The following is a 26,497-nucleotide window of genomic DNA, read 5'->3' as shown; positions in this document are numbered from 1 at the left end:
TAATGCGCAAGTATAGAGGAAGGCGACGAGCAGTCCCGCTTATTTCTTGCAGCCGCTCCCGACGGGCTCTAGACTAGGCCGCTTCTTTTGTTCCACTGTGCCGAAAATTAAGTGAATGGTCATGCGTGTTGCCGATTTTTCGTTTGAGTTGCCTGAATCTCTGATTGCCCGCTATCCGCAGGCAAAACGCAGCGGTTGCCGTCTGTTGTCGCTGGATGGCCCGACAGGCGCAATCGCGCACGGCGTCTTTACCGATCTGCTCGATAAATTACAGCCGGGCGATCTGCTGGTATTTAACAATACTCGTGTTATTCCCGCTCGTCTGTTTGGCCGCAAGGCCAGCGGCGGCAAGCTGGAAGTATTGGTCGAGCGCATGCTGGATGATAAGCGCGTATTGGCGCATGTCCGCGCTTCCAAGGCGCCGAAACCGGGTACTGCGCTGTTGCTCGGTGAAGATGAGAGCGTGAAAGCCACCATGCTGGCGCGTCATGACGCCTTGTTTGAAATTCAGTTTGACGATACGCGCGATGTGTTGACCATTCTCAATGACATCGGGCATATGCCGCTGCCACCCTATATCGACCGTCCGGATGAGGCGGCGGACCGCGAACTGTACCAGACGGTATATAGCCAGCGTCCGGGAGCGGTGGCGGCGCCGACCGCCGGTTTGCACTTTGACGAGCCGTTACTGGCGGCACTGAAGGAAAAAGGCGTGGAAATGGCCTTCGTTACCCTGCATGTCGGCGCCGGTACATTTCAGCCGGTGCGGGTGGAGTCCATCGAAGACCATATGATGCATGCCGAATATGCCGAGGTGCCGCAAGCGGTGGTGGATGCCGTGTTGGCCTGTAAGGCGCGCGGCAATCGCGTTATTGCCGTCGGCACCACGTCGGTGCGCTCGCTGGAAAGTGCGGCTCAGGCCAGCGCAGGGGAGAGTCTCGCACCGTTTTTCGGCGATACCCGTATCTTTATCTATCCCGGCTATCACTACCGGGTCGTGGACGCGCTGGTGACCAATTTCCATTTGCCGGAATCGACGCTGATTATGTTGGTGTCGGCGTTTGCCGGTTACCGCCATACCATGGCTGCTTACCGGCAGGCGGTGGCGGAGCAGTATCGCTTTTTCAGTTACGGGGATGCGATGTTCATCACCCGTAATCCATCGGCGGAACAGGAACTGGTGGGGTAATTCGTCGCCGACCGATTTCCATACCGCAGGCCAGGTTCTGTGGGTATATCAATAACGCCATCAGACTGTTTTCTGATGCTGGAGGTTAAGTGAAGTACGAACTGTTGCAAACGGACGGCCGCGCGCGTCGCGGTCGTCTGGTTTTTGAACGTGGTGTGGTGGAAACCCCGGCCTTTATGCCGGTCGGCACCTACGGCACCGTTAAGGGAATGACGCCGGAAGAAGTCAAAGACACCGGCGCTCAGATCATTCTGGGCAACACGTTCCACCTGTGGTTACGCCCGGGGCAGGAAATCATGAAACGGCACGGCGACCTGCATGATTTTATGCAGTGGCATGGTCCGATCCTGACTGATTCCGGCGGTTTTCAGGTTTTTAGTCTCGGGGATATCCGCAAGATCACGGAAGAAGGCGTACATTTCCGTAATCCGATCAATGGCGACGCTATTTTCCTGAGCCCGGAAAAATCCATGGAAATTCAGTACGATCTCGGTTCCGATATCGTGATGATTTTCGACGAATGTACGCCGTATCCCGCCGATTGGGATTACGCCAAGCGGTCGATGGAAATGTCGTTGCGCTGGGCGAAGCGCAGCCGTCAGCGTTTTGACGAATTAAGCAACAAAAACGCGCTGTTCGGCATCGTTCAGGGCAGTGTTTACGAAGATTTACGTGATGTGTCGGTAAAAGGTCTGGTAGACATCGGTTTTGATGGTTACGCTGTGGGCGGCCTCGCGGTCGGCGAGCCGAAGGCCGATATGCACCGCATTCTGGAGCATGTCTGCCCGCAGTTGCCGACGGATAAACCCCGCTATCTGATGGGGGTGGGTAAACCGGAAGATTTGGTGGAAGGGGTACGCCGCGGTATCGATATGTTTGATTGCGTGATGCCGACCCGCAACGCCCGTAACGGCCATCTGTTCGTGACGGACGGCGTGGTCAAGATCCGTAACGCCCGGCATAAAGACGACACCGGACCGCTGGATGAGCACTGTGATTGCTACACGTGTCGCAATTATAGCCGCGCCTACTTGCACCACCTTGACCGTTGTAACGAAATACTCGGCGCGCGCCTCAATACCATCCATAACCTGCGCTATTATCAACGCCTGATGGCGGGTTTACGTCAGGCTATCGAGGAAGGTAGATTAGAGCGCTTTGTGGCCGAGTTTTATCAGCGCATCGGTAAACCGGTTCCGCCGTTGGTCGACAAGGCGGCGGGAGATGACCATGAAGGTCATGTGCCGCAATAAGCACGTTTGCGTGGCATGAACGTTTTATAGATAACTGTTGTTTTGATAACTAAAGAGGACATTTACATGAGTTTTTTCATTTCCGACGCTGTGGCAGCAACCGCAGGTGCTCCGGCTCAAGGAAGCCCGTACTCTCTGGTGATTATGCTGGCCGTGTTCGGTCTGATTTTTTATTTCATGATCCTGCGCCCTCAGCAAAAACGTGCCAAAGAACACAAGAAATTGATGGATTCGATCAGCAAAGGCGACGAAGTGTTGACTAACGGCGGCCTGGTAGGTCGCGTGACCAAAGTGGCTGATAACGGATTTATCACCATTGCCCTGAATGATACCAATGAAGTCGTGATCAAGCGTGACTACGTGACGTCCGTACTGCCGAAGGGTACCATGAAGGCCCTGTAATTTTTCGACTTTCCCGAAGGGAACTACCGTGTTAAACCGCTATCCTCTGTGGAAGTACCTGATGCTGATCGTGACGATCGTCGTCGGTCTGCTCTACGCACTTCCTAACCTGTATGGTGAGGATCCGGCAATTCAGGTCACTGGCGCGCGAGGAAGCGCCGCCAGTGAATCTACGCTGGTCCAGATCCAGAATGTTTTGAAAGAACAAAATATTGCCAGTAAGTCTATTGCGCTGGAAAACGGCGCTATTCTCGCGCGCTTCTCTACGCCGGATGTACAGCTTCATGCTCGTGAAGTGCTGCTGAACGCGCTGGGCGAGAAATATGTGGTGGCGCTCAATCTGGCTCCCGCTACGCCAACCTGGCTGAGAATGCTGGGGGCGGAACCGATGAAACTGGGTCTTGACCTGCGTGGCGGTGTTCACTTTCTGATGGAAGTGGATATGGATACCGCATTAGGCAAGTTACAGGAGCAGACGATGGATTCCCTGCGCAGTGAGCTGCGCGAGAAAGGCATCCAGTATGCTTCTGTTCGCAAGTCGGATAATTATGGCGTGGAAATCCTGTTCCGCGACAGTCAGCCGCGTGACAACGCGGTGAATTACCTGACCCCTCGCCATCGCGATCTGGTGATCAGCTCTGGCGGCAACGACACGCTGCGTGCGGTTATGAGCGATGTTCGTTTGCGCGAAGCCCGTGAATATGCAGTGCAGCAGAACATCAATATCCTGCGCAATCGTGTTAACCAGCTCGGCGTCGCCGAACCGTTGGTACAACGCCAGGGTGCCGACCGTATCGTGGTTGAATTGCCGGGGATTCAGGACACGGCGCGCGCCAAAGAAATTCTGGGCGCGACGGCTACGCTGGAGTTTCGTCTGGTGAACAGCAATGTCGACCCTGTCGCGCTGAGCAACGGGCGTGTACCGGGCGATACCGAAGTTATGAATATGCGTGATGGCGGCCCGATAGCGCTGTTCAAGCGTGTGATTCTGACCGGCGACCACATTACCGACTCGACGTCCGGCAATGATGAGTACAATCGCCCACAGGTGAATATCTCGCTGGACAGTGCCGGCGGCAACCTGATGTTAAATTTCACCAAGGGCAACGTCGGTAAGCCGATGGCGACCCTGTTTGTGGAGTACAAGGACAGCGGTAAAAAAGACGCTAATGGTCGCGCCATTCTGGAAAAACAGGAAGAGGTGATTAACGTCGCCACGATCCAGTCTCCTCTGGGTAATAGCTTCCGCATTACCGGCATCAACAATCCGAACGAAGCTCGCCAACTGTCGCTGCTGCTGCGTGCCGGTGCGCTGATAGCGCCGATTCAGATTGTGGAAGAGCGTACCATCGGACCGACGCTGGGGATGCAAAACATTACCCAAGGTCTGGAAGCCTGTCTGGCTGGCTTGGCGGTGTCGATTCTGTTCATGATCTTCTTCTACAAGAAGTTCGGCATGATTGCGACATCGGCACTGTTGTTGAACCTGGTGTTGGTTGTCGGGGTGATGTCGTTGCTGCCGGGGGCCACCCTGACCATGCCGGGGATTGCGGGTATCGTGTTAACCCTGGCTGTAGCAGTGGACGCTAACGTACTGATTAACGAGCGTATCAAAGAGGAACTCAGCAACGGACGATCCGTTCAGCAGGCGATTGACGAAGGCTATCGCGGCGCATTCAGTTCCATCTTCGATGCCAACGTTACGACGCTGATTAAGGTCATTATCCTGTATGCGGTCGGTACCGGCTCGATCAAAGGATTTGCGATTACGACCGGGATTGGCGTGGCGACATCCATGTTTACCGCGATCGTTGGGACCCGTGCCATCGTAAACCTGTTGTACGGCGGCAAACGCATTAAAAAGCTGTCTATCTGAGGAGTGCGTTGTGGCACAGGAATATACTGTTGAACAATTGAACTACGGCCGTAAAGTTTATGACTTTATGCGCTGGGACTACTGGGCTTTCGGTTTGTCCGGTTTGTTGTTGATCCTGTCTATCGCCGTGATGGGCGTGCGTGGTTTCAACTGGGGGCTGGATTTCACCGGTGGTACGGTTATCGAGATTTCGCTGGAAAAATCCGTGGATCTGGAGCAGATGCGTGAAGCGCTGCAGAAAGCCGGTTTTGCGGATCCGCTGGTACAGAACTTCGGCAGCAGCCGCGACATTATGGTACGTATGCCGCCTGCTCACGATGAGTCCGGCGGTCAGGCTCTCGGCAGCAAAGTAGTTAACGTGATCAACGAATCAACCAGTCAGAATGCAGCGATTAAGCGCATTGAATTCGTTGGGCCGAGCGTAGGGGCTGATCTGGCGCAGAATGGCGCCATGGCGTTGATGGCGGCGTTAATCAGTATTCTGGTCTACGTCGGCTTTCGTTTCGAATGGCGTCTGGCTGCCGGGGTGGTGATTGCGTTGGCGCACGACGTGATCATCACGATGGGCATACTGTCGTTGTTCGATATTGAAATCGACCTGACGATTGTGGCGTCGCTGATGTCGGTCATCGGTTATTCGCTGAACGATAGCATTGTGGTGTCTGACCGTATTCGTGAAAACTTCCGCAAGATCCGCCGTGGAACGCCTTACGAAATTTTCAACGTGTCGTTGACCCAAACGTTGCACCGAACCTTGATCACATCGGGAACGACGTTGGTGGTGATCCTGATGTTGTACCTGTTCGGCGGTGCAATGTTGAAAGGGTTCTCGTTGACAATGTTGATTGGTGTGGCTATCGGTACGGTGTCTTCTATTTATGTCGCTTCCGCACTGGCGCTCAAGTTGGGTATGAAACGCGAGCACATGTTGGTGCAGAAAGTGGAAAAAGAGGGTGCGGACCAGCCGTCATTGCTGCCGTAACCTTCTTTGAATGCTGATGGTGCAATCAAAACCCTGCCAACCGGCAGGGTTTTTTTATCAGCCCTAAACCACCGCTCCGGGAGGTGGTGATTGTTCGTGAATAGAGAATAAATGCTGGCGCTGCTTTAGGGGGCGGACGGATTCGGAGCGCTGTGGCGCGGTTCAGGCTCCGCCATCACATCATGCATACGCACAAAACCCAACTGTTCGGGCGTCAGGCCGGAAAGTCGTATTTCTATCGTCGTTTCTGAAACCGGCGTCAAAGCCGGCGAGAACGTGATCACCTGTGTCTGCATATCGCCGGTCAATGGCTTGCCGCTGACCGGGTCAAGCGCCCCCCAGTCAAGTGTTGCCCGAAAAGCGGGTAAGGCCAGCGTGTTCATGGTGCGAATAGTCAGCAATGCGCGAGTGCCGTTAGCTTCCGGTTCAACTTTGCTGATTTCCAGACTTAACTTGCCGATGCTGCTCTCAAGCAACGCCCGGTTTCGCGCTGCGGGTAACAGATACACGCCAGACGTGGAATTGGCATTCAATGTATTTTGCTGTTCCAGAGCGATCGCCCGGTCTGTGAGGTCATGCAGTTTCTGGTTGATCTGCCCTAATTCGTTTTTGACGTGGGTAGTTTGTGGTTGCGCACATCCGGCGAGCAACATGATGACGGATAACAGCGGAATAACGCGGTGGTAAACAGTCATGGCCTGTTTCTCCCTGAGACCGTAGCGGGCCGTTTCATAAGCTAATCCGTGCCAGTTTAGACACGGGTCGTTGTCCCTTATAGTGGATGACATTTCAGGAAAAAGATAAGCAGAACAAGCTGAATCGAGAGAACTGTCACGATGCAGCGGCCGTTATTCACCGCTGCATCGGTTATCGTTATTGCCAGCCGTAGCGACGGGCGAAGAAGTCTTTCATGGCCTGAGTAAGCAGCAGATAACCGCTCAGAATCGCCAGTAGCCACGGGAAATAACTTAGCGGGAGCGCCTGTAGTTGCAGGAAACCCGCCAGCGGCGAGAACACCAGACCAATGCCTGTCGCCATGATTAATAGCGTCATCGCCATCACCGGCCAGGATGGACGGCTCTGGATAAACGGGATACGTCGGGTACGGATCATATGCACAATGAGCGTCTGTGAGAGGAGCCCTTCAATAAACCAGCCGGACTGGAACAAGGTTTGTGCCTCTGCTGTATTTGCGTGGAATAACCACCACATCAGCGAGAAGGTCAGCACATCGAAAATAGAGCTGATCGGACCGAAAAATACCATGAAGCGACCGATATCGCCGGCATTCCAGTGCTGTGGTTTTTTGACCTGATCGTCGTCCACGTTATCGAACGGGATTGCTATCTGCGAAATATCGTACATCAGGTTTTGGATCAACAGATGCAGCGGCAACATCGGCAGAAACGGCAGGAAAGCGCTGGCTATCAGCACGCTGAAGACGTTACCGAAGTTGGAACTGGCGGTCATCTTGATGTATTTCAGCATGTTGACGAAGGTGCGGCGACCTTCGATGACGCCTTCTTCCAGCACCATCAGGCTTTTTTCCAGCAGGATAATGTCTGCCGCTTCACGGGCGATATCCACCGCCGAGTCCACCGAAATACCGATATCCGCCGCTCGCAGCGCCGGCGCGTCGTTGATACCGTCGCCCATAAAGCCGACCACGTGCCCTTCCGAGCGCAGCAGGCGCACAATACGTTCCTTGTGTAACGGCGTGAGACGGGCAAATAGCGTAGTGTCGCGGGCTGCTTGCGCCAGTTGTTCATCGCTTAGCGCATCGATATCGCGGCCCGTCAGTACGCCGGTCAGTTCGATGTCCACTTCACGGCACACTTTAGCCGCCACCAGTTCGCTATCGCCGGTGAGGATTTTTACCATCACGCCGTTGTCCTTCAGCGCTTTTAGCGCCGGCGCGGTGCTCTCTTTCGGCGGATCGAGAAAAGCGATATAGCCTTCCAGAATCAGGTCGGATTCATCCACCCGGCCGTAATCCTGACGATCGGCGGGCATGAGCTTGCTGGCGACGGCCACCACGCGCAGCCCCTGACGATTCAAATCATCCGTTAAATGACGGATATGCGAGAGTAAGGCGGCGTCCAGCGGTAGCAATTGTTCAGCATGGCGCACCTGAGCGCTGGCGCTGAGGATTTCTTCCAGCGCGCCTTTGCAGATTAACAGGTGTTCATGGTTGTTTTCCGCCACCACGACCGACATACGGCGGCGTTCAAAATCAAACGGGATTTCGTCCACTTTTCGCCAGCGCGACAGCTCGGCTTGTTGTTCCTGGTATGGGATACCTGCCAATACCGCCTGATCCAGCAGATTGCGCAACCCGGTCTGGTAGGCGCTGTTTAGCCAGGCGCGGCGCAGCACTCGCTGGCTGGTATGACCAAATGCATCGGTATGGCATTCCAGTACGATTTTGTCCTGCGTCAACGTGCCGGTTTTGTCGGTACACAGGATATCCATCGCGCCGAAATTCTGGATGGCATCTAAGCGTTTGACGATCACTTTCTGGCGCGACAGTTTGACCGCGCCTTTCGCCAGCGTCGAGGTGACGATCATCGGCAGCATTTCCGGCGTCAGACCGACGGCGACCGACAACGCGAACAGTGCGGCTTCCCACCAGTCACCTTTGGTGTAGCCGTTGATGAACAGGACGATCGGCGTCATTACCAGCATAAAGCGAATAAGTAACCAGCTTACGCGGCTGATACCTTGCTGGAAGGCATTTATTTCACTGGGGTTTTGCGCTACCCGGCCGGCCAGTTGACCAAACCAGGTGTGGCGGCCGGTGGCTATCACCATTGCCAGTGCGGTGCCGCTGACCACGTTGGTGCCCATAAAGCAGAGCGTGTCGCATTCCAGTGTGGTTGCCGGCTCGCTCTGGCGGCTGTTCGCGACTTTTTCCACCGGCAGCGATTCGCCGGTCAGCGACGCCTGACTGATGAACAAGTCGCGAGCCTGTAAAATGCGCAGATCGGCTGGGATCATATCGCCTGCCGCCAGTTTAACGATATCGCCCGGAACCAGTTGGTCCAGCGGGATGTCCTGATAGTCGCTATAACCGTTGTGGGCATCGCTGCGCAGTACCGTCACCTTATTGCTGACCATTGCTTTTAACGCATCGGCCGCTTTACCGGAACGCGCTTCCTGAATGAAATTGAGCAGCGTGGAAATGAGCACCATTAGCGCGATGACCAGCGCAGCGGTCAGGTCTTCCGTGGCATAAGAAATCATTCCCAGCAGCGTCAGCAACAGGTTGAACGGGTTGCGATAGCAACGCCATAAGTGCCGCCACCAGGGCAGGGGTTGCTCGCCGGGAATGCGGTTATCGCCGTGGCGCGCCCGCGCCTGCATCACTTCATCAGGCAATAATCCTTCGGGATGGCTGGCGAATTCCTGATACAGGGCGGTTGCATCAAGATAGGCCAGATGCAGGCAACGTGCCGTCATCGCCTCGGTCATGGCCTGATTGATGTTCAATTTGCCGTCTGGCATCAGGTCGCGCTGGAACAAGCGGCGCGGCAAATGACGACCAAGTTGCGAGAACAGGTGTCTTGTGAGTCGAATAAACAGCATAAAAATACTCCCTGCCGCAGCGATGAAAAGCTGCAGCCCAATAGCACGCAGAGCCAATACACCCGCGTGTGGCTTGTTATAAAGGCAGGGGGAATGAACGCCACTGCCTTGCCTGTGTTGACCGGCAAGGCAGCGTAAAGCTGACTTACCGGTGAGTGACGCAGTACCCTGGATGAGGGTTAGGGTCAGGTCCCATTGAGGGGGTCTCCGGTAGTGGAAAAAGAAGAAACGCGGGGCGTTTCCGTTAGCGTGCCGGCTATTCCGGCGCCGATAGGTTTGTCAGTCGGCTGCCGACACACAGCATGACCAGCATGCGGCGCTACTTTAACGTAAGTCACTTCAATCAAAGCTAAACCGCAGTGATGTCGACGATGAAAAAAGGCGTTATGCCGGCATTTGGGTTATAAGCGAAATTCGGGGTAAACTAGGCCGAGATAATAAGGCTATGGTCTGGAAACGTTATGCATTGTCCTTTTTGTGCCGCTGTGGATACCAAGGTAATTGATTCTCGTCTGGTGGGAGAGGGCTCTCAGGTGCGCCGTCGCCGCCAGTGTCTGGTGTGTAATGAGCGTTTTACCACGTTTGAGGTGGCTGAATTGGTTATGCCGCGCGTGATCAAAAGTAATGATGTGCGCGAACCGTTCAATGAGGACAAACTGCGCAGCGGTATGCTGAAGGCGCTGGAAAAGCGCCCGGTCAGCTCTGACGATGTGGAAATGGCGATTACGCATATTAAGTCCCAACTGCGAGCGACCGGCGAGCGGGAAGTGACGGCCAAAATGGTGGGCAATCTGGTGATGGATGCGCTAAGAAAGCTCGACAAGGTGGCCTATATTCGTTTTGCTTCGGTGTACCGTAGTTTTGCGGATATCCGCGAGTTTGGCGAAGAGATCGCCCGTCTGCAGGATTAACGGCGCGTAGTCTTCTTACGTATCGCGCGCTTCCAACATGATTCTTAATCCAGGATAAGCACCGGATGGCTACATACTCTGATGAATTCTATATGGCTCGCGCACTGGAGCTTGCTCGCCTCGGGCGTTTTACTACGGCGCCGAATCCGAATGTCGGCTGTGTGATAGTCAGAGACGGCGAGATAGTCGGTGAGGGATACCACCAGAAGGCCGGCGAGCCCCATGCCGAAGTGCATGCGCTGCGTATGGCCGGGGACAAGGCGCACGGCGCTACGGCGTATGTAACACTGGAGCCTTGCAGTCACCATGGTCGTACCCCGCCTTGCGCCGATGCGCTGGTTGCAGCCGGTGTAGCGCGGGTGGTCGCAGCGATGCAGGATCCGAATCCTCAGGTGGCTGGGCGCGGTTTGCATCGTTTACAACAGGCGGGTATCGCCGTGCATCACGGTGTCCTGATGGAGCAGGCGGAAAAGATTAACCGCGGCTTTCTGAAACGGATGCGCACCGGCTTCCCTTATGTACAACTCAAACTCGGGGCGTCGCTGGATGGCCGGACGGCGATGGCGTCCGGTGAAAGCCAGTGGATCACCTCGCCGCAATCTCGTCAGGATGTGCAGCGTTTGCGCGCACAGAGTTCGGCTATCCTCAGCAGCAGCGCCACCGTGCTGGCGGATGATCCGTCGTTGACCGTGCGTTGGTCTGAGCTGGATGAAGATACCCAGCGCCTCTACCCTGAAAGTGCGATGCGTCAGCCGGTACGCGTGATTGTCGATAGTCAGTCGCGCGTGACGCCGCAGCATCGCCTGGTGAACCAACCGGGGCAGACCTGGCTGGCGCGTGCGCGTCAGGATGAACAGTCATGGCCGGATGGCGTAGAGCAACTGGAAATGCCGCTGCATGGCGGTGGTATCGATCTGGTTGGCCTGATGATGACGCTGGGCAAACGCCAGATTAATACGGTATGGGTGGAGGCGGGCCCTCGTCTGGCCGGTGCATTATTGCAAGCCGGCGTGGTGGACGAACTGATCGTCTATCTGGCGCCGAAATTATTGGGGGACGCAGCGCGATCGCTGTGCATCCTGCCGGGGCTGGAACAGTTGTCGCAGGCACCGATGTTCGATATGACGGATGTCTGCCAGATAGGGCCGGATGTTCGCCTGACGCTGAAGCCGCGTTAGTACGTTTCTGCCCGCGTTGAGGCGGCAGATATCCGTTACCGGGTCAAAAGCGGATACGTGCCCGGAAGAATATGATAGAATCCGCCCCCCTGCAGGGTCGTAAAACAATCAAAGGAAAGCTATGAACATTATTGAAGGTGTTGTTGCCGCTCCGAATGCCCGCGTGGCGATTGCTATTGCCCGTTTCAACCACTTTATCAATGACAGCCTGCTGGAAGGCGCGCTGGACGCGCTCAAACGTATCGGCCAGGTGAAAGCAGAGAACGTCACCGTTGTGTGGGTGCCGGGCGCCTATGAACTGCCGCTGACCGTGCGCGCGCTGGCCAACAGCCAGAAGTATGACGCCGTGGTGGCGCTGGGTACGGTGATCCGCGGCGGTACCGCCCATTTTGAATTTGTTGCCGGCGAATGCAGTTCCGGTCTGTCTCACGTCGCAATGAACAGCGGCATTCCGGTCGCCTTCGGTGTGCTGACTACGGAAAGTATTGAGCAGGCTATCGAGCGTGCCGGCACTAAAGCGGGGAACAAAGGGGCGGAAGCCGCTCTGACCGCGCTTGAAATGATCAATGTATTACACTCAATCAAGTCAGCCTGATTTATTTTGTAAGGGGTATTCCGTGAAACCTGCTGCTCGTCGCCGCGCTCGTGAATGTGCGGTTCAAGCGCTTTATTCCTGGCAGTTGTCCAAAAATGATATTGCCGATGTTGAACTCCAGTTCCTGAGCGAGCAGGATGTCAAAGGCGTGGACATCGCCTATTTCCGCGAGTTGCTGGCGGGCGTCGCCACCCAGGCGGAAAAGCTGGATGCCCAGATGGCGCCGTATCTTTCTCGTCAGTTGGAAGAGCTCGGGCAAGTCGAACGCGCTATTTTGCGTCTGGCGGTGTATGAGCTTAGCAAACGCGAGGATGTGCCGTACAAGGTTGCCATCAACGAAGCGATCGAGTTGGCTAAAGTGTTTGGTGCCGAAGACAGTCACAAATTCGTCAACGGTGTACTGGACAAAGCCGGGCCACATTTGCGGCCGGGTAAAAAATAAGTCAGTCAGGGCCGGTTTTCCGGCCTTGGTTTTTTTAGGTTAGCACTGTCTGGAAAGAGTATGGCTCAAGGTGAGTTTGATGTGATTGCCCGCTATTTCAATCGGGTGGGCTATTCACGACGGGGTGTTGAATTGGGGATCGGCGATGACTGTGCCCTGCTGAACATTCCGGACAAACAACTGCTGGCGGTCAGCACGGATACGCTGGTATCCGGCATTCATTTTCTGCCTGATATCGACCCGGCCGATCTGGCATACAAATCTTTGGCGGTCAATTTGAGCGATTTGGCGGCGATGGGTGCCGACCCGGCCTTTGTCTCACTGGCGCTCACGTTGCCTGGCATTGATACCGACTGGCTGGCCGCTTATAGCGACAGTCTGTTTGAACAGCTTTCTTACTACGATATGCAACTGATCGGCGGCGATACCACGCGCGGGCCGCTTAGCATGACGTTGACCATTCAGGGGCTGGTGCCGGCGGGGCGGGCGCTGAAGCGCAGTGGAGCGCGTATCGGCGACTGGATCTATGTAACCGGAACGTTGGGTGATAGCGCCGCCGGCTTGGCTATTTTGCAGCAACAACTACAGGTGGCTGACGCGGATGATCGTCACTGGTTGTTGCAGCGTCATTTACGTCCCCAGCCTCGAATCCTGTATGGACAGGCGTTGCGTGATCTGGCCAGTGCCGCTATCGATCTGTCCGATGGCCTGGCCTCTGATTTAGGGCATATTCTCAAAGCCAGTGATTGCGGCGCATGCATCAATCTGGAATCGTTACCTTATTCCGAGGCATTGTTGCGGCATAGCGACCCTGATCAGGCGATGCGCTGGGCGCTGGGCGGCGGTGAAGACTATGAACTGTGCTTTACCGTGCCGGAGGTCAACCGGGGCGCGCTGGAGGTGGCGATTGGTCATCTGGGGGCAAACTATATCTGCATCGGCCAGATCGCTCCTGCTTCGGAAGGGTTAAGTTTCTTCCAGTCAGGCCAGCCGGTGGCAGTCAATCTGAAAGGGTATGACCATTTTGGCGCATGAAAACAAAGGGTCGCTGATTGCCAAACGTCGTCTGCGGATGCGTAATCCGTGGCATTTTCTGGCGACCGGATTCGGCAGCGGCTTGTCGCCGTGGATGCCCGGCACCGCCGGTTCGCTGGCGGCAATCCCGGTGTGGTATCTGTTGATGCTGTTACCGTTACAGCTTTATTCGCTGTTGGTGATGCTCAGTATCTGCATTGGCGTTTACCTTTGTCACCGTACCGCTAAAGATATGGGAGTACATGACCACGGCAGCATCGTCTGGGATGAATTCGTCGGAATGTGGATCACCCTGATGGCAGCGCCGTCGACTCACTGGGGCTGGGTGATTGCCGGATTTGTGATTTTCCGGGTATTGGATATCTTCAAACCCTGGCCGATCCGCTGGTTTGATCGTAACGTTCATGGCGGCATGGGAATTATGGTTGACGATATCGTCGCCGGGGTGATGTCGGCTGCGGTGTTGTATGTTGCCGGGCATTATGTGATGTAGCGGCTGCCGGAACCGCTATTCAGCAACTGCCGAAACGTAAAAAAACCGGGATTCCCGGTTTTTTTGTCTGTACGGTTAATGCCAATCAGGCCAGCCAGTCGCGGATGCGGCGTTCAATACCCGCGCCGTCCAGCGCCAGGTCGGCGCGGATTTCCGCCTGGGACCCTTGGGGAATAAACGCGTCCGGCAAGCCGATATTGAGCACCGGAACGGCTAGGCGCTTCGCCATCAGGTATTCGTTCACACCGCTGCCAGCTCCACCCATAACGGCATTTTCTTCCAGCGTCACCAGCACATCGTGGCTGGCGGCCAGTGAGGCAATAAGCGCTTCATCCAGCGGTTTGACGAATCGCATATCCGCCAGTGTGGCGTTGAGTGCGTCGGCCGCCTGCTGAGCTTCCGGCAGCAGAGTACCGAAATTCAGAATAGCAATCTTCACCCCTTGGCGTTTGATGACGCCTTTACCGATAGGCAACGTTTCCAGCGGGGTTAGCGCCACGCCCAGCGCATTGCCGCGCGGGTAACGCACTGCACAGGGGCCTTGTTGATAGTGATAACCGGTATGTAGCATCAACCTGCACTCGTTTTCGTCGCTGGGCGTCATGATCACCATGTGAGGGATACAGCGCAGGAACGAGAGGTCAAACGCGCCCTGATGTGTTTGACCGTCGGCCCCGACGATGCCACCGCGGTCGATAGCAAACAACACCGGCAGGTTTTGAATGGCGACATCATGAATCACCTGGTCGTAAGCGCGTTGCAGGAAAGTGGAGTAAATCGCCACCACCGGGCGATAACCGCCAATCGCCAGCCCGGCGGCAAAGGTCACCGCATGTTGCTCGGCGATCGCGACATCAAAGTATTGCTGCGGATATTCACGCGAAAACGCGACCATGCCGGAACCTTCGCGCATCGCCGGGGTAATGGCCATCAGCCGATGGTCTGCCGCCGCGGTTTCTCTCAACCACTCGCCGAAAATGGCGGAGTAAGTCGGTAGCGCTTCTTTGCTTTTCGGTAATGTCCCGCTGGCCGGGTCGAATTTCGGCACGGCGTGCCAGCTGATCGGGTCCTGTTCGGCCGGCGCATAGCCTTTACCTTTTTGGTCATGATATGCAGCAACTGCGGGCCTTTCAGGCTGCGCATGTTTTTCAGGGTTTGCACCAGCGACTGCACGTCGTGACCATCCACCGGGCCGATATAGTTGAAGCCCAATTCTTCGAATAGCGTACCGGGCACCACCATGCCTTTCAGGTGTTCTTCGGTACGTTTGACCAGTTCCTTGATAGGCGGCAGGCCGGATAACACCTTTTTACCGCCCTCGCGCAACGTGGAATAGAGCTTGCCGGAAAGCAACTGCGCCAGATGGTTGTTCAGCGCGCCGACATTCTCGGAAATCGACATTTCGTTGTCGTTCAGCACGACCAGCATATCCGGTTTGATATCGCCGGCGTGATTCATGGCCTCAAACGCCATACCGGCAGTGATGGCGCCGTCGCCAATCACGCAGACGGTTCGCCGTCCCATACCTTCATGTTCAGCGGCGACGGCCATGCCGATACCGGCGCTGATGGACGTCGACGAATGGCCGACGCTCAGGACGTCATATTCGCTTTCACCACGCCATGGAAACGGGTGCAGCCCGCCTTTTTGACGGATGGTAGCGATGCGATCACGTCGCCCGGTCAGGATCTTATGCGGATAAGCCTGATGACCGACATCCCACACCAGGTGGTCGAAAGGCGTGTTGTAAACGTAATGCAACGCTACGGTCAACTCGACCGTACCCAGACCCGAGGCAAAATGCCCGCTTGAGCGGCTGACGCTGTCCAACAGATATTGTCGCAGTTCATCGCACAATTTAGGCAGGCTTTCCCTTGGCAGCAGGCGCAGTTCCTCAGGGTTTTCCGCCAGCGCCAGCGTGGGGTATTTCGCTATATCAAAGGTCATCGGATACTCATCAAGCGGTATTAAAATTATTTATCGCGTTCAACGACATAGTTCGCCAGCGCGCGCAGGGGGGCAATTTCTGCGGGCGTGTCCAGCGTTTTTTCCAGTTCATTCAACGCCGAGAGAGATTCCTGGCATAATTCCCGGGCTTTTCTCTGGGCTTGTTCAAGTCCCAGCAAGGCCGGGTAGGTACTTTTACCGAGTTGCTGATCGGCGCCCTGACGTTTACCGGTGGTAGCGCTGTCGCCAATCACATCGAGAATGTCGTCCTGCACCTGAAAGGCCAGGCCAATAGCATCGGCATAACGATCAAGGTAGGGCAGGGCAAGACAGCCACGTTCGCCCGCAGCCAATGCACCCAGACGCACTGAAGCACGAATCAGTGCGCCGGTTTTGTGGCGATGGATGCGTTCCAGCGTCTGTAGGTCGACCCGGAGACCTTCCGCCTCCAGATCCAGCGCCTGGCCGCCGCACATACCTGCCACGCCGCTGGCGCGGGCCAGCTCGGAAATCATCGCCACCCGATCACGGTCGCTCACTCCAGGCATCGGGGCATCGGCCAGAATGGAGAACGCCAGCGTTTGCAACGCATCGCCTGCCAGAATCGCTTTATCCTCGCCAAACCGGACATGACAGGTGGGTTGGCCGCGTCGCAGATCGTCATCGTCCATAGCCGGTAAATCATCATGAATCAGGGAGTAAGCATGAATGCATTCAACGGCAGCAGCCGGTGCGTCGAGGCTACCCTGTGCAATAGCAAACAACCGGCCGGTGGAATAGACCAGAAATGGGCGTAGCCGCTTACCTCCCAACAGTGCGCCGTGCGCCATCGCTGCCACCAGCGGACTACTCTGAAAAGGCAGAGCGGAAATAAAATGGCTGAGTGCGGCATCGATGCGCTGATGATGTGCTGCAAGCTGCTTGAGAAAATCTGTCATAACGACTCGTCATCCGGCGTAAAAGGTGTCAGGGCGGTATCGGCATCGTCATTCAGCAAAATCTGAACGCGTTGCTCAGCCTGTTGCAGCTTTATTTGTCCCTGACGTGCAAGCTGGACACCCTGCTCAAAGGCGTTCAACGCCTCTTCCAATGGAAGCTCGCCCGACTCCAGACGCGATACAATCTGTTCCAGTTCGGCGAGTGAGCTTTCAAAGCTGACGGGTTGTTCAGTTTTTTTCGGCATATTCGTTTCCGGATCCTGTTTATACGCGCCTGACGGCGCCGACGCCACCGGATTGTCGCGGTAAGCGCCTTTATGGTGCGCAATTATGCGCTTAATTCGCGCAGCTTACCGCAATATGGTGGTATACTCCGCGCCCTGGATGCTATTGGTAACGCCACCCTGAACAGGGGGGGGTACCAATAACGTAATTTTAGCGCTCAGGGTATCTGCGTTTGTCGCGTACCCGTGTTTTACGCCTTCAGAATTAACTAACGATAGCCGCCATGAAGTTTATCATTAAATTGTTCCCGGAAATCACCATCAAAAGCCAATCTGTGCGGTTGCGCTTTATAAAAATTCTTACCGGTAACATTCGTAACGTTTTAAAACAGTATGATGAAACGCTGGCGGTTGTCCGTCACTGGGATCATATCGAGGTTCGCGCCAAAGACGAAAGTCAACGTGAAGTGATACGCGATGCGTTGACGCGCATCCCGGGTATTCATCATATCCTTGAGGTGGAAGATTGCGCTTATACCGATATCCACCATATTTTTGAACAAACGCTGGCTACTTACCGCGAGCAACTGGAAGAGAAAACATTCTGTGTGCGGGTGAAGCGTCGCGGCAAGCACGATTTCAGCTCCCAGGATGTGGAACGCTACGTCGGCGGCGGGCTGAATCAGTACATTGAGAGCGCACGCGTTAACCTGACTGCTCCGCAGGTCACGGTGCATCTGGAAATCGATCAGGATCGCCTGCTGTTGATTAAAGGCCGTTATGAAGGCATCGGCGGTTTCCCGATCGGCACGCAGGAAGATGTGCTGTCGCTGATTTCCGGTGGGTTCGATTCCGGCGTTTCCAGCTACATGCTGATGCGCCGCGGCTGCCGGGTGCACTACTGCTTCTTCAATCTTGGCGGCGCCGCGCACGAAATCGGTGTTCGTCAGGTGGCGCATTATCTGTGGAGCCGATTTGGCAGTTCACACCGGGTGCGTTTTGTCGCCATTGATTTCGAGCCGGTGGTCGGTGAGATTCTGGAGAAGGTGGACGACGGCCAAATGGGTGTGGTGCTCAAGCGTATGATGGTGCGGGCCGCATCGCGGATTGCCGAACGTTATGGCGTGGAAGCGCTGGTGACCGGCGAGGCCTTGGGTCAGGTATCCAGCCAGACGCTGACCAACCTGCGGTTGATCGATAACGCCTCAGATACGCTTATCCTGCGTCCGCTGATTTCTCACGACAAAGAACACATCATTCGTCTGGCGCGGGAGCTGGGGACTGAAGATTTTGCCAAGACCATGCCTGAGTATTGCGGCGTGATCTCAAAAAGCCCGACGGTGAAGGCGGTGAAGGCCAAAATCGAGCACGAAGAAAGCCTGTTTGATTTCTCGATTCTCGAACGCGTGGTGGCACAAGCGCGCAACATCGATATTCGAGAAATTGCCGAGCAAACTCAGCAGGATGTGGCCGAGGTGGAAACGGTCGATGCATTTGCTGCGAGCGATGTTCTGCTGGATATTCGTTCACCGGACGAGCAGGATGAACACCCGTTGGCAGTGGAGCACGTTGAGGTAAAATCGCTGCCGTTCTATAAACTGGCGACGCAGTTTGGCGATTTGGATCAGAGCAAAACCTACCTGTTGTATTGCGAGCGCGGCGTGATGAGCCGCTTGCAGGCGCTGTATCTGCGTGAGCAAGGGTTCAACAACGTTAAGGTGTATCGCCCCTGAGGCGATTTCCTGAATTCGCTACTAGCAAAAAGCGCCGTAATCCGGCGCTTTTTGTCTTTGTGCATCAGGCCGGGTCCTGATAGTTGTAAATCCCCGGCGGCAGGACCAGTTGTGCGGCGATTTCCGCTGCTTTGCTCTTGCCCAGCAGCAGGTCGATCAACTTCAGCGCGAAGTCGATACTGGTCCCCGGTCCCTGGCTGGTCAGCAGGTTAACGCGTGGATCGAATACCACCCGTTTTTCCAGCCACTTTTCCGGTGAAATCCGTTCTTTTAGGGTGGGGTAGCCGGTCATGTTGCCGACGGGGAACAACTGATGATGCTCCAGCACCACTGCCGGCGAGGCGCAAATCGCCGCGACGATTTTACCCTCCTGATGGGTTTGCCGCAGGCGTTCAATCAGCAATGGGCTGTCACGGAAACACTCTGCGCCTTGCAGGCCGCCGGGCAACACGACGGCATCAAAGTCATGGTCGGCGACGGCGACCAGCGGGGCATCGGCAATCAGTTTCACGCCGCGAGAGCAGGTGATCTCGGTGTCGCCATCGCTTGCAACGCTGGCCGTGGTCACGCGGATCCCCGCTCTGACCAGCAGGTCGATCGTTGTCACGGCTTCGATTTCTTCGCTACCAGGCGCCAGACAGACCAGAACCGAGGCGGTCATATTCATTCTCCTTTCGTTTGATATAGTCGAACAGGCGGCTGTTTTCCGGCAGAGATAGGCCATGAGCGCGGGCGCGGCGCAACAGGTAACCGGTGATATAGTCGATTTCCGTATGACGTTGCGCCAGCACGTCCTGACGCATTGACGACGTATTCGCCGCCGTGTTCTGGATGATTTGATTTACATAGAGCAGCAAACTTTCCGTCGATGTGTGGAAACCTTCTCGCTCCATAACCAGCGCCACTTCCTGACTGAGCGCCGCTATTTTTTCAGGATAAGCCTGCAATTCGCCATTGGTGCACTGGTGCAGCACGGTTAGCGGGTTGATCACGCAATTGGCGGCCAGTTTCAACCAACAGGTGGCGGCGATGTGATTATGCCAGGCGACGTCTGGCAGCGCCTGGTGCAGTGTTTCGGCGAGTTGGCTTTGATCTTCTTCCCGGTATATCGATCGGTCGAGCGTACCGATGTGGGTGACCCCCGCCGCTACGTGTACCACCGATGAGACATCCCGACGTGCCGCGTGCGTGGTGACGCCCAATAACAATGGCTGGCTAATTGCCGGCAGCTCCTCCCAAGTCCCCATGCCGTTGTGTAACAAGAGAATGGTGCAGTCAGGACGTAATCGGGGTAGTAAAGCGGAAATCGCATCGGATACCTGCCAGGCTTTCAGTGTGACCAGCAGCAACTCACTTTGCGCCAGATGTTCCGTGTTGTTGGCCGGCAGATTAAGGTTACAACGCTCGCCGGAGAGCATCGTAACGTTAATCTGGCAAGAAACTTGCGGGATACGTAACCACCCTTGCACATCATGCTCTTGCCGATGCAACGCATTAAGCCAGAGTTGACCGATGGCGCCACAGCCAAGAACGGTAATTTTCATCCACGATTTCCTTTGTCGGGGCCAGCTTATGTTTGTCCGGCTTATCATAAAGTATTCCGCTGCCGTCTGCCCGTTGCTTATGGGATGGGTGCGCCGAAGTCGGGTGAATTTGCTTATTTGACGTGAGCGGTTATCATGCTCGGCAGCTATTGTCAGGAGAAAAAATTATGCCATCTTTCGATATCGTTTCGGAAATCGACATGCAGGAAGTCCGCAATGCGGTGGAAAACGCGACCCGTGAACTGGATACCCGTTGGGATTTTCGTAATGTGCCTGCCAGCTTTGAGCTGAATGAAAAAGCACAAACCATCAAGGCGACCAGCGAATCAGATTTTCAGGTTAAGCAATTAATTGAAATTATTAGGGAAAAACTGGCGAAACGCGGCATTGAAGGCGGCTCGCTGGAAATCCCTGAAGAAATGGAGCACAGCGGTAAAACCTATAGTGTGGAAGCGAAGCTGAAACAAGGTATTGAAACTACGCTGGCGAAGAAAATCGTTAAACTGATTAAAGACAGCAAGCTCAAGGTTCAGGCCCAGGTCCAGGGGGAACAGGTACGCGTTACCGGGAAATCCCGCGATGACCTGCAAGGCGTGATTTCGCTGGTGCGCGGTGCTGACCTGGGGCAACCCTTTCAGTTCAATAACTTCCGCGATTAAGCCAACGGTTTAGCCGGTAATGACAAGTCCTAACGCCATGAGGCACCGAAAGGTGCCTCATACTTTTCTGACGACAGATTTTTCAGACGACGGACAGCGTAGCGTGGCCTGATTAGCGATGCTGATAGCAGCCATTTTGCTCTGTTGCGGTTAACTAACCGGCGACCCGACTGACCAATTGTTCCAGTTGCTGTCGATTGGTTTTACTGCGATCAATTTTGACGTAAGCGCTGAATTCATCCGGAACGATGACCACATCCGCCACACCTGGGTGATGTTGCAGTTTATCGGATAACCGGCTATCTCGTAGCGCTTCATTCGGCAGGGTAATGCGCAGGCTGCTCAAATACGGCGGTTCTTGCATAGTAAAGCTGACCAGTAACCAGACCAATCCCAACAGCGCACCCGTGCTGAAGACCAGTGAGGCGCCATGCAGGTCATACAGCGCGCCGCCGAGGCTGCCGCCAATCGCCACCCCGATAAATTGCGTGGTGGAGTAAACCCCCATCGCGGTGCCTTTGTAGCCGGCAGGCGCTTCTTTGCTGATCAGGGAGGGTAGCAGCGCCTCCATGATATTGAATCCCAGAAAGAATAACTGAATGCCGATAAATAACTGCCACAATGCATGAGCGCCTGCCTGCAGCAAAACCAGCTCCGCGGCAATTAGTATCATTACGCAGACGATAAATACCTGTCTCATCCGGCGTTTGACCTCGGCATAAATGACAAACGGCACGACAGCGGCGAATGATATCAACATGGTGATCAGATAAACTTTCCAATGTTGCTGCGGTGGCAGGCCTGCCTGTTCCATCACTCGCGGTAATGCGACAAAGCTCGACATCAACAGAATGTGCAGACACATGATGCCGAAGTTGAGTTTGAGCAGTCGGGGGTTAGCCAACACCTTGCCGACGCCGCCGCGAACAATCGCCGATTCTCGATTGAGCACATGGGAAGGGGCTGATGGAATGACGGTCAGAGTGATGACGATAGCCATTAGCGCCAGCAACGCAATTCCCCAAAACAGCGCATTCAGACCTAGCGCATGGGTGACTATCGGGCCGACCACCATGGCAATAGCAAACGTAATGCCGAAGCTGACGCCGATGAACGCCATCGCTTTGGTTCGGTTTTGCTCACGCGTTAAATCGGACAGCAGCGCCATGACTGCCGCAGAAATAGCACCGGACCCTTGCAACGCCCGGCCCAGAATAATTCCCCAGATGGAGTCACTGAGTGCGGCGAGGACGCTACCCAGCACGAATATCAGCAACCCGCCAACAATCAGCGGTTTACGACCAATGCGGTCAGACATCAACCCAAACGGGATTTGGAAGACAGCCTGCATCAGGCCATAAATGCCGATGGCAATCCCTATCAGTGATTCGCTGGCGCCCTGCAGGGCCATACCGTAGGTGGTTAATACCGGGAGCACCATAAACATGCCCAGCATGCGAAGTGAAAAAACCAGTCCCAGTCCCCATGTCGCCCGCTGTTCAACAGGGGTCATGTGATTATCGTTCATTGCTACCTCTGATATTTAGTCGGCGCTATTTTAGTGTTCAGGTGAAAAAGCGTAAACGACGGCTTTGTTTCTGTATTTGGCAAAATAGGGGAGGGGATAAAAAAACAGACGGGCAGGCCCGTCTGTCTGGATGTGTACACAGATGATATCAGTGCAGGTAAGTCAGCAAGGTTTCCTGCATGGGCGCCATCGAATCGACCGACATCATTACACTCAATGAGGTGATGGCGACGATGGAAAACAAGAACAGTTTTTTTGCCCATGCGCGGTCGTCATTCGGGCGCTTGTAGCCAGATAGCGCCATACCCAGCCACCAAACGCTGACTGCCGCCGCAACCACCAGATATTTATACCCGGCGTAACCGCCCAGCGACAGCATCAGGGTTGCGATCATAAACGCCAGAATATATAGCGTAATATGGTGCTTCGCCACCGAAATACCTTTAACGACCGGCAATACCGGAATATTCGCTGCCTGATAATCCTTAAAGCGGAAAATCGCGATGGCATACGAATGCGGCATTTGCCACAGGCTGAAAATCAACAGCAGGATCAGCGCGCCGGCATCAAACTGATTACTGACGGCGCAGTAACCGATGACCGGCGGCGCGGCGCCGGACAGGCTGCCAATCAACGTGCCATAGACCGAATGGCGTTTCATGTACAGGCTATACACGCCGACATAGACCACAAACCCCATCACCGCCAGCCACATGGCCAGCGGGTTTGCCGCAAGATACAGTAATGCAAAGCCAGCAATACCCAACAGCGAAGCGTAAATCAGCGTATTTTTCAGCGGAATCAGCCCCTTGACCAGAACCCGATTCTTGGTCCTCTCCATTTTTTTGTCGATGTCGCGATCGATAACGTTGTTAAAGACGCAACCCGATGCAACAACCAACGATACCCCGATCAGGGTCGCGACAAATAGCGGATAATTGATGGTGCCTTTGGCCGCCAACAAGAATCCACCGATAACGGAAATCAGGTTGCCAAAAATGATGCCGGGTTTGGTGACCTGCAGGTATTGCTTAATCATCATGTAAAAGGCTCGGTTACTGAATCATCATATTGTGGTGCGCGTTCATCATGATCCACAGGGATCCCACCACCACAATTGCGATAATCAGGGCGGTAAACACAATAGCCACCACGTTCCAGCGCTCTTCTGATGACGTGTTGAGGTGCAGGAAGTACACCAGATGAACCAGGATCTGGATAACCGCACAGCCCAACACAGCCAGCAGAATGACGTTATGGGAAGCCGAACCGTTCATTACCAGACCGAACGGAATAACGGTCAGGATAATGGACAGGACGAAACCGACCAGATAGGACTTCACGCTACCGTGGCTGGCACCTGCATGATCGTGTGTGGAATGACTCATTACATCGCCCCCATCAGATAAACAACAGTGAAGACACAAATCCATACCACATCAAGGAAGTGCCAGAACAGACTCAGGCACATCAGACGGGTTTTGTTGGTGCTGGTCAGGCCGAACTTCGACACCTGAATCATCATGACGGCAATCCAGATCAGACCGGAAGTCACGTGGATACCGTGAGTGCCGACCAGAGCAAAGAATGCGGACAAGAACGCACTGCGATCAGGGCCGGCGCCTTCCGCAATCAGGTGATGGAATTCGTAGATTTCCATGCCGATGAACACCAACCCAAACAGGAAGGTCAGGCCCAGCCAGGCGTTAACCTGGCTTTTGTTGCCTTTGTTCATGGCAATCATCGCCATGCCGTAAGTAATACTACTAAACAGCAGGGCGAAGGTTTCTACCAACACGAACTTCAGATCGAAAAGTTCTTTGCCGGTCGGGCCGCCAGCTGTGCCGTTAACCAGTACGGCGTAGGTGGCGAACAACATCCCGAACAGGATGCAGTCGCTCATCAGATAGATCCAGAAACCGAAGACCTTGGTGGCGCCGGTGTCGTGGTGCCCATGCTCGGCATGGGCTGCATTGTGATGAGTTAATGTATCAGTGGCCATTTTTCACGCCTGCCTTGCTGAGTTTATCGAAGTTTTGATTTTCGATTTGTTCGACCTCTTTAACCGGTACGTAGTAATCCACGTCCTGATTAAAGCTGTGGACGATCCAGGTCGCAACCATGCCCACAAAACCGATAATCGCCAGCCACCAGATGTACCAGATCATCGCGAAACCAAACACCAAGCTGAATGCGGAGATGATTACGCCTGCACCGGTATTCTTCGGCATATGAATTTCTTCATACTGCGCCGGTTTGCGATAGGCTTCGCCTTTTTCCTTGCTTTCCCAGAAGGCATCGCGCTCCTGAACATGCGGTACGATAGCAAAGTTGTAGAACGGCGGCGGTGATGATGTTGCCCATTCCAGCGTACGGCCACCCCATGGGTCACCCGTCAGATCGCGATTTTGGTCGCGGTCACGGATACTGACGGCAAACTGGATGAGCTGACACAGGACGCCCAAGGCGATCAGACCGGCGCCGATAGAGGCCACCACCAGCAGTGGGTGGAATTCCGGGTTGATCTGCTGACTCAGACGACGGGTCATCCCCATGAAGCCCAGTACGTACAGCGGCATGAAGGCCACAAAGAAGCCGATGATCCAGAACCAGAAAGCGCGTTTACCCCAGGTTTCATTCAGCGTGAAGCCAAATGCTTTCGGGAACCAGTAGGTAATCCCGGCGAAGCAACCGAATACGACGCCGCCGATAATCACGTTATGGAAATGGGCAATCAGGAACAGACTGTTATGCAGCACAAAGTTGGCGCCCGGCACGGCCAGCAGTACCCCGGTCATACCACCGATAGAGAAGGTGATGATGAAGCCGGTGGTCCATAGCATGGCGGAGTGCGGCTGAATGCGCCCTTGATACATGGTGAACAACCAGTTGAAGATTTTCACCCCGGTCGGGATTGAAATAATCATCGTGGCTATACCGAAGAAGGCGTTGACGTTGGCCCCTGACCCCATAGTAAAGAAGTGGTGCAGCCAAACGATGAACGACAACACGGTAATGGCGATGGTTGCCCATACCAGCGAGGTATAACCAAACAGGCGTTTTTTACAGAAGGTCGCTACGACTTCGGAATAAATACCGAAGACAGGCAGCACAAGAATGTACACTTCCGGATGGCCCCAGGCCCAAATCAGGTTGATGTACATCATCATGTTGCCACCCATATCATTGGTGAAGAAATGGGTGCCGAGATAGCGGTCCAGCGTCAACAGCGCGATGGTGACCGTCAGAATTGGAAACGCTGCAATAATCAGGATGTTGGTGCACAACGCCGTCCAGGTGAACACCGGCATTTTCATCAGAGTCATGCCGGGCGCACGCATTTTCATTATGGTGGCGAAGAAGTTAACGCCGGTCAGCGTGGTACCTACGCCGGAAATCTGGAGACTCCAGATCCAGTAGTCGACCCCAACGCCGGGGCTATATTCCTTACCTGACAGCGGCGGGTAGGCCACCCAACCGGTCTGGGCGAATTCACCGATCCCAAGAGAGATGTTGATCAGAACCACACCGGCGACAAACAGCCAGAAGCTGAGTGAGTTCAGGAACGGGAAGGCAACATCGCGAGCGCCGATCTGCAAAGGAACCGCCAGGTTCATCAAACCGACGATAAACGGCGTGGCCACGAAGAAGATCATGATTACGCCGTGGGCGGTGAAGATCTGGTCATAGTGGTGAGGGTTGAGGAAACCCGCTTCACCGGCGGAGGCCAGCACCTGCTGACCACGCATCATGACGGCATCGGCAAAACCACGCAACATCATCACCAGACCGACGATGATGTACATAATGCCGATTTTCTTATGGTCCACGGAGGTGAACCATTCGGACCACAGCCATTTCCATTTACCAAAATAGGTAACGGCAGCCAGCAGCGCCAATCCGCCTACAATGATTGCCGCCACCGTGACCATGATAATCGGCTCATGGTAGGGGATCGCATCAAGAGTTAATTTTCCGAACAT

At 54.8% G+C, this 26,497-nt stretch carries 24 protein-coding genes and 1 pseudogene; 13 read left to right on the top strand and 12 right to left on the bottom strand.

Annotation, left to right across the window (positions count from 1 at the left end; translation table 11 throughout):
• Positions 1 to 121 precede the first annotated feature (121 nt).
• From queA to secF, 5 genes are all read left to right on the top strand, one after another.
• A complete protein-coding gene (gene queA / locus DCH402_RS15395; RefSeq protein ID WP_040003642.1) occupies positions 122 to 1,189 on the top strand; it encodes a tRNA preQ1(34) S-adenosylmethionine ribosyltransferase-isomerase QueA in 1,068 nt (355 codons plus the stop codon).
• Positions 1,190 to 1,278: 89 nt separating this feature from the next.
• Positions 1,279 to 2,442 carry a tRNA guanosine(34) transglycosylase Tgt gene (gene tgt / locus DCH402_RS15390; protein WP_040002084.1) on the top strand — a complete coding sequence of 388 codons (1,164 nt, stop codon included), beginning with the start codon at positions 1,279 to 1,281 and terminating at the stop codon, positions 2,440 to 2,442.
• 66 nt (positions 2,443 to 2,508) lie between these two features.
• Complete coding sequence (gene yajC, locus DCH402_RS15385) at positions 2,509 to 2,844, top strand: preprotein translocase subunit YajC (RefSeq protein ID WP_012770768.1); 336 nt, start codon at positions 2,509 to 2,511, stop codon at positions 2,842 to 2,844.
• A 28-nt stretch (positions 2,845 to 2,872) separates the two neighbouring features.
• Entirely contained in the window at positions 2,873 to 4,720 is a 1,848-nt protein-coding gene (gene secD / locus DCH402_RS15380) for a protein translocase subunit SecD (RefSeq protein WP_071604721.1), read from the top strand.
• Between the two features lie 10 nt (positions 4,721 to 4,730).
• On the top strand, positions 4,731 to 5,702 hold the full coding sequence (gene secF, locus DCH402_RS15375) for a protein translocase subunit SecF (protein WP_012770766.1): 972 nt from the start codon (positions 4,731 to 4,733) through the stop codon (positions 5,700 to 5,702).
• Positions 5,703 to 5,827: 125 nt separating this feature from the next.
• Here the strand turns inward: secF and DCH402_RS15370 are convergent, their stop codons facing one another.
• Together DCH402_RS15370 and mgtA are read right to left on the bottom strand one after the other, a co-directional pair.
• On the bottom strand, positions 5,828 to 6,397 hold the full coding sequence (locus DCH402_RS15370) for a SadB/YajI family lipoprotein (protein ID WP_040002079.1): 570 nt from the start codon (positions 6,395 to 6,397) through the stop codon (positions 5,828 to 5,830).
• Positions 6,398 to 6,575: 178 nt separating this feature from the next.
• A complete protein-coding gene (mgtA, locus tag DCH402_RS15365) occupies positions 6,576 to 9,287 on the bottom strand; it encodes a magnesium-translocating P-type ATPase (RefSeq protein ID WP_040002077.1) in 2,712 nt (903 codons plus the stop codon).
• A 461-nt stretch (positions 9,288 to 9,748) separates the two neighbouring features.
• Between mgtA and nrdR the strand changes: the two genes are divergently transcribed.
• From nrdR to pgpA, 6 genes are all read left to right on the top strand, one after another.
• Positions 9,749 to 10,198, top strand: a complete 450-nt coding sequence (gene nrdR / locus DCH402_RS15360) for a transcriptional regulator NrdR (RefSeq protein WP_012770763.1) — start codon at positions 9,749 to 9,751, stop codon at positions 10,196 to 10,198.
• Between the two features lie 65 nt (positions 10,199 to 10,263).
• Positions 10,264 to 11,376: a bifunctional diaminohydroxyphosphoribosylaminopyrimidine deaminase/5-amino-6-(5-phosphoribosylamino)uracil reductase RibD gene (gene ribD / locus DCH402_RS15355; protein ID WP_040002075.1), complete on the top strand. Its 1,113-nt coding sequence runs from the start codon at positions 10,264 to 10,266 to the stop codon at positions 11,374 to 11,376.
• Positions 11,377 to 11,497: 121 nt separating this feature from the next.
• On the top strand, positions 11,498 to 11,971 hold the full coding sequence (gene ribH, locus DCH402_RS15350; protein WP_040002073.1) for a 6,7-dimethyl-8-ribityllumazine synthase: 474 nt from the start codon (positions 11,498 to 11,500) through the stop codon (positions 11,969 to 11,971).
• Positions 11,972 to 11,993: 22 nt separating this feature from the next.
• The gene (gene nusB, locus DCH402_RS15345; RefSeq protein WP_012770760.1) at positions 11,994 to 12,413 is read left to right on the top strand and encodes a transcription antitermination factor NusB; all 420 of its coding nucleotides are present in this window, start codon (positions 11,994 to 11,996) and stop codon (positions 12,411 to 12,413) included.
• Positions 12,414 to 12,473: 60 nt separating this feature from the next.
• A complete protein-coding gene (thiL, locus tag DCH402_RS15340; protein WP_040002071.1) occupies positions 12,474 to 13,448 on the top strand; it encodes a thiamine-phosphate kinase in 975 nt (324 codons plus the stop codon).
• A complete protein-coding gene (gene pgpA / locus DCH402_RS15335; protein WP_040002069.1) occupies positions 13,429 to 13,941 on the top strand; it encodes a phosphatidylglycerophosphatase A in 513 nt (170 codons plus the stop codon). The genes thiL and pgpA overlap by 20 nt, the downstream gene beginning before the upstream one ends.
• A gap of 85 nt (positions 13,942 to 14,026) precedes the next feature.
• Here the strand turns inward: pgpA and dxs are convergent.
• The 3 genes and pseudogenes from dxs to xseB all read right to left on the bottom strand — a co-directional run bounded on the left by dxs (position 14,027) and on the right by xseB (position 17,071).
• A pseudogene (dxs, locus tag DCH402_RS15330) lies at positions 14,027 to 15,888 on the bottom strand (1-deoxy-D-xylulose-5-phosphate synthase).
• A gap of 26 nt (positions 15,889 to 15,914) precedes the next feature.
• Positions 15,915 to 16,826: a (2E,6E)-farnesyl diphosphate synthase gene (gene ispA / locus DCH402_RS15325; RefSeq protein ID WP_040002067.1), complete on the bottom strand. Its 912-nt coding sequence runs from the start codon at positions 16,824 to 16,826 to the stop codon at positions 15,915 to 15,917.
• A complete protein-coding gene (gene xseB, locus DCH402_RS15320; RefSeq protein ID WP_040003640.1) occupies positions 16,823 to 17,071 on the bottom strand; it encodes an exodeoxyribonuclease VII small subunit in 249 nt (82 codons plus the stop codon). Before xseB ends, ispA begins: the two co-directional genes overlap by 4 nt.
• Positions 17,072 to 17,334: 263 nt before the next feature.
• Here xseB and thiI point away from each other — a divergent pair, with 263 nt between their 5' ends.
• On the top strand, positions 17,335 to 18,783 hold the full coding sequence (gene thiI, locus DCH402_RS15315; protein ID WP_040002065.1) for a tRNA uracil 4-sulfurtransferase ThiI: 1,449 nt from the start codon (positions 17,335 to 17,337) through the stop codon (positions 18,781 to 18,783).
• A gap of 64 nt (positions 18,784 to 18,847) precedes the next feature.
• On the opposite strand, the gene yajL is transcribed toward thiI, so the two are convergent.
• Positions 18,848 to 19,444: a protein deglycase YajL gene (gene yajL / locus DCH402_RS15310; protein ID WP_040002064.1), complete on the bottom strand. Its 597-nt coding sequence runs from the start codon at positions 19,442 to 19,444 to the stop codon at positions 18,848 to 18,850.
• On the bottom strand, positions 19,407 to 20,327 hold the full coding sequence (gene panE, locus DCH402_RS15305) for a 2-dehydropantoate 2-reductase (protein WP_040002063.1): 921 nt from the start codon (positions 20,325 to 20,327) through the stop codon (positions 19,407 to 19,409). The genes yajL and panE overlap by 38 nt, the downstream gene beginning before the upstream one ends.
• Positions 20,328 to 20,494: 167 nt before the next feature.
• On the opposite strand from panE, the gene DCH402_RS15300 reads away from it, so the two are divergent.
• Positions 20,495 to 20,986 (top strand): YajQ family cyclic di-GMP-binding protein, encoded by a 492-nt coding sequence (locus tag DCH402_RS15300; protein WP_040002062.1) that lies wholly within the window; start codon positions 20,495 to 20,497, stop codon positions 20,984 to 20,986.
• 154 nt (positions 20,987 to 21,140) lie between these two features.
• On the opposite strand, the gene DCH402_RS15295 is transcribed toward DCH402_RS15300, so the two are convergent.
• The 5 genes from DCH402_RS15295 to cyoB all read right to left on the bottom strand — a co-directional run bounded on the left by DCH402_RS15295 (position 21,141) and on the right by cyoB (position 26,497).
• Complete coding sequence (locus tag DCH402_RS15295) at positions 21,141 to 22,514, bottom strand: MFS transporter (protein WP_040002060.1); 1,374 nt, start codon at positions 22,512 to 22,514, stop codon at positions 21,141 to 21,143.
• A 148-nt stretch (positions 22,515 to 22,662) separates the two neighbouring features.
• Positions 22,663 to 23,553, bottom strand: a complete 891-nt coding sequence (cyoE, locus tag DCH402_RS15290; RefSeq protein WP_027712834.1) for a heme o synthase — start codon at positions 23,551 to 23,553, stop codon at positions 22,663 to 22,665.
• Between the two features lie 16 nt (positions 23,554 to 23,569).
• Positions 23,570 to 23,902: a cytochrome o ubiquinol oxidase subunit IV gene (locus tag DCH402_RS15285; protein ID WP_040002059.1), complete on the bottom strand. Its 333-nt coding sequence runs from the start codon at positions 23,900 to 23,902 to the stop codon at positions 23,570 to 23,572.
• Positions 23,902 to 24,516 carry a cytochrome o ubiquinol oxidase subunit III gene (locus DCH402_RS15280; RefSeq protein ID WP_012770747.1) on the bottom strand — a complete coding sequence of 205 codons (615 nt, stop codon included), beginning with the start codon at positions 24,514 to 24,516 and terminating at the stop codon, positions 23,902 to 23,904. The genes DCH402_RS15285 and DCH402_RS15280 overlap by 1 nt, the downstream gene beginning before the upstream one ends.
• Positions 24,506 to 26,497 carry a cytochrome o ubiquinol oxidase subunit I gene (gene cyoB, locus DCH402_RS15275; protein ID WP_040002057.1) on the bottom strand — a complete coding sequence of 664 codons (1,992 nt, stop codon included), beginning with the start codon at positions 26,495 to 26,497 and terminating at the stop codon, positions 24,506 to 24,508. Before cyoB ends, DCH402_RS15280 begins: the two co-directional genes overlap by 11 nt.

The sequence above is a fragment of the Dickeya chrysanthemi NCPPB 402 genome (assembly GCF_000406105.1).
GTDB classification, from domain to species: Bacteria; Pseudomonadota; Gammaproteobacteria; order Enterobacterales; family Enterobacteriaceae; genus Dickeya; species Dickeya chrysanthemi.
Note: the sequence above shows the minus strand (reverse complement) of the source record. Positions and strands in the feature narration are given on the sequence as shown.

What these genes read in the sequence shown, in the direction of transcription:
- queA (WP_040003642.1), top strand. Translation starts at nt 122, where the DNA reads ATGCGTGTTGCCGATTTTTCGTTTGAGTTGCCTGAATCTCTGATTGCC.
- yajC (WP_012770768.1), top strand. Translation starts at nt 2,509, where the DNA reads ATGAGTTTTTTCATTTCCGACGCTGTGGCAGCAACCGCAGGTGCTCCG.
- DCH402_RS15370 (WP_040002079.1), bottom strand. Translation starts at nt 6,397, where the DNA reads ATGACTGTTTACCACCGCGTTATTCCGCTGTTATCCGTCATCATGTTG.
- mgtA (WP_040002077.1), bottom strand. Translation starts at nt 9,287, where the DNA reads ATGCTGTTTATTCGACTCACAAGACACCTGTTCTCGCAACTTGGTCGT.
- nrdR (WP_012770763.1), top strand. Translation starts at nt 9,749, where the DNA reads ATGCATTGTCCTTTTTGTGCCGCTGTGGATACCAAGGTAATTGATTCT.
- ribD (WP_040002075.1), top strand. Translation starts at nt 10,264, where the DNA reads ATGGCTACATACTCTGATGAATTCTATATGGCTCGCGCACTGGAGCTT.
- ribH (WP_040002073.1), top strand. Translation starts at nt 11,498, where the DNA reads ATGAACATTATTGAAGGTGTTGTTGCCGCTCCGAATGCCCGCGTGGCG.
- thiL (WP_040002071.1), top strand. Translation starts at nt 12,474, where the DNA reads ATGGCTCAAGGTGAGTTTGATGTGATTGCCCGCTATTTCAATCGGGTG.
- pgpA (WP_040002069.1), top strand. Translation starts at nt 13,429, where the DNA reads ATGACCATTTTGGCGCATGAAAACAAAGGGTCGCTGATTGCCAAACGT.
- ispA (WP_040002067.1), bottom strand. Translation starts at nt 16,826, where the DNA reads ATGACAGATTTTCTCAAGCAGCTTGCAGCACATCATCAGCGCATCGAT.
- xseB (WP_040003640.1), bottom strand. Translation starts at nt 17,071, where the DNA reads ATGCCGAAAAAAACTGAACAACCCGTCAGCTTTGAAAGCTCACTCGCC.
- thiI (WP_040002065.1), top strand. Translation starts at nt 17,335, where the DNA reads ATGAAGTTTATCATTAAATTGTTCCCGGAAATCACCATCAAAAGCCAA.
- yajL (WP_040002064.1), bottom strand. Translation starts at nt 19,444, where the DNA reads ATGACCGCCTCGGTTCTGGTCTGTCTGGCGCCTGGTAGCGAAGAAATC.
- panE (WP_040002063.1), bottom strand. Translation starts at nt 20,327, where the DNA reads ATGAAAATTACCGTTCTTGGCTGTGGCGCCATCGGTCAACTCTGGCTT.
- DCH402_RS15300 (WP_040002062.1), top strand. Translation starts at nt 20,495, where the DNA reads ATGCCATCTTTCGATATCGTTTCGGAAATCGACATGCAGGAAGTCCGC.
- DCH402_RS15295 (WP_040002060.1), bottom strand. Translation starts at nt 22,514, where the DNA reads ATGAACGATAATCACATGACCCCTGTTGAACAGCGGGCGACATGGGGA.
- cyoE (WP_027712834.1), bottom strand. Translation starts at nt 23,553, where the DNA reads ATGATTAAGCAATACCTGCAGGTCACCAAACCCGGCATCATTTTTGGC.
- DCH402_RS15285 (WP_040002059.1), bottom strand. Translation starts at nt 23,902, where the DNA reads ATGAGTCATTCCACACACGATCATGCAGGTGCCAGCCACGGTAGCGTG.
- DCH402_RS15280 (WP_012770747.1), bottom strand. Translation starts at nt 24,516, where the DNA reads ATGGCCACTGATACATTAACTCATCACAATGCAGCCCATGCCGAGCAT.
- cyoB (WP_040002057.1), bottom strand. Translation starts at nt 26,497, where the DNA reads ATGTTCGGAAAATTAACTCTTGATGCGATCCCCTACCATGAGCCGATT.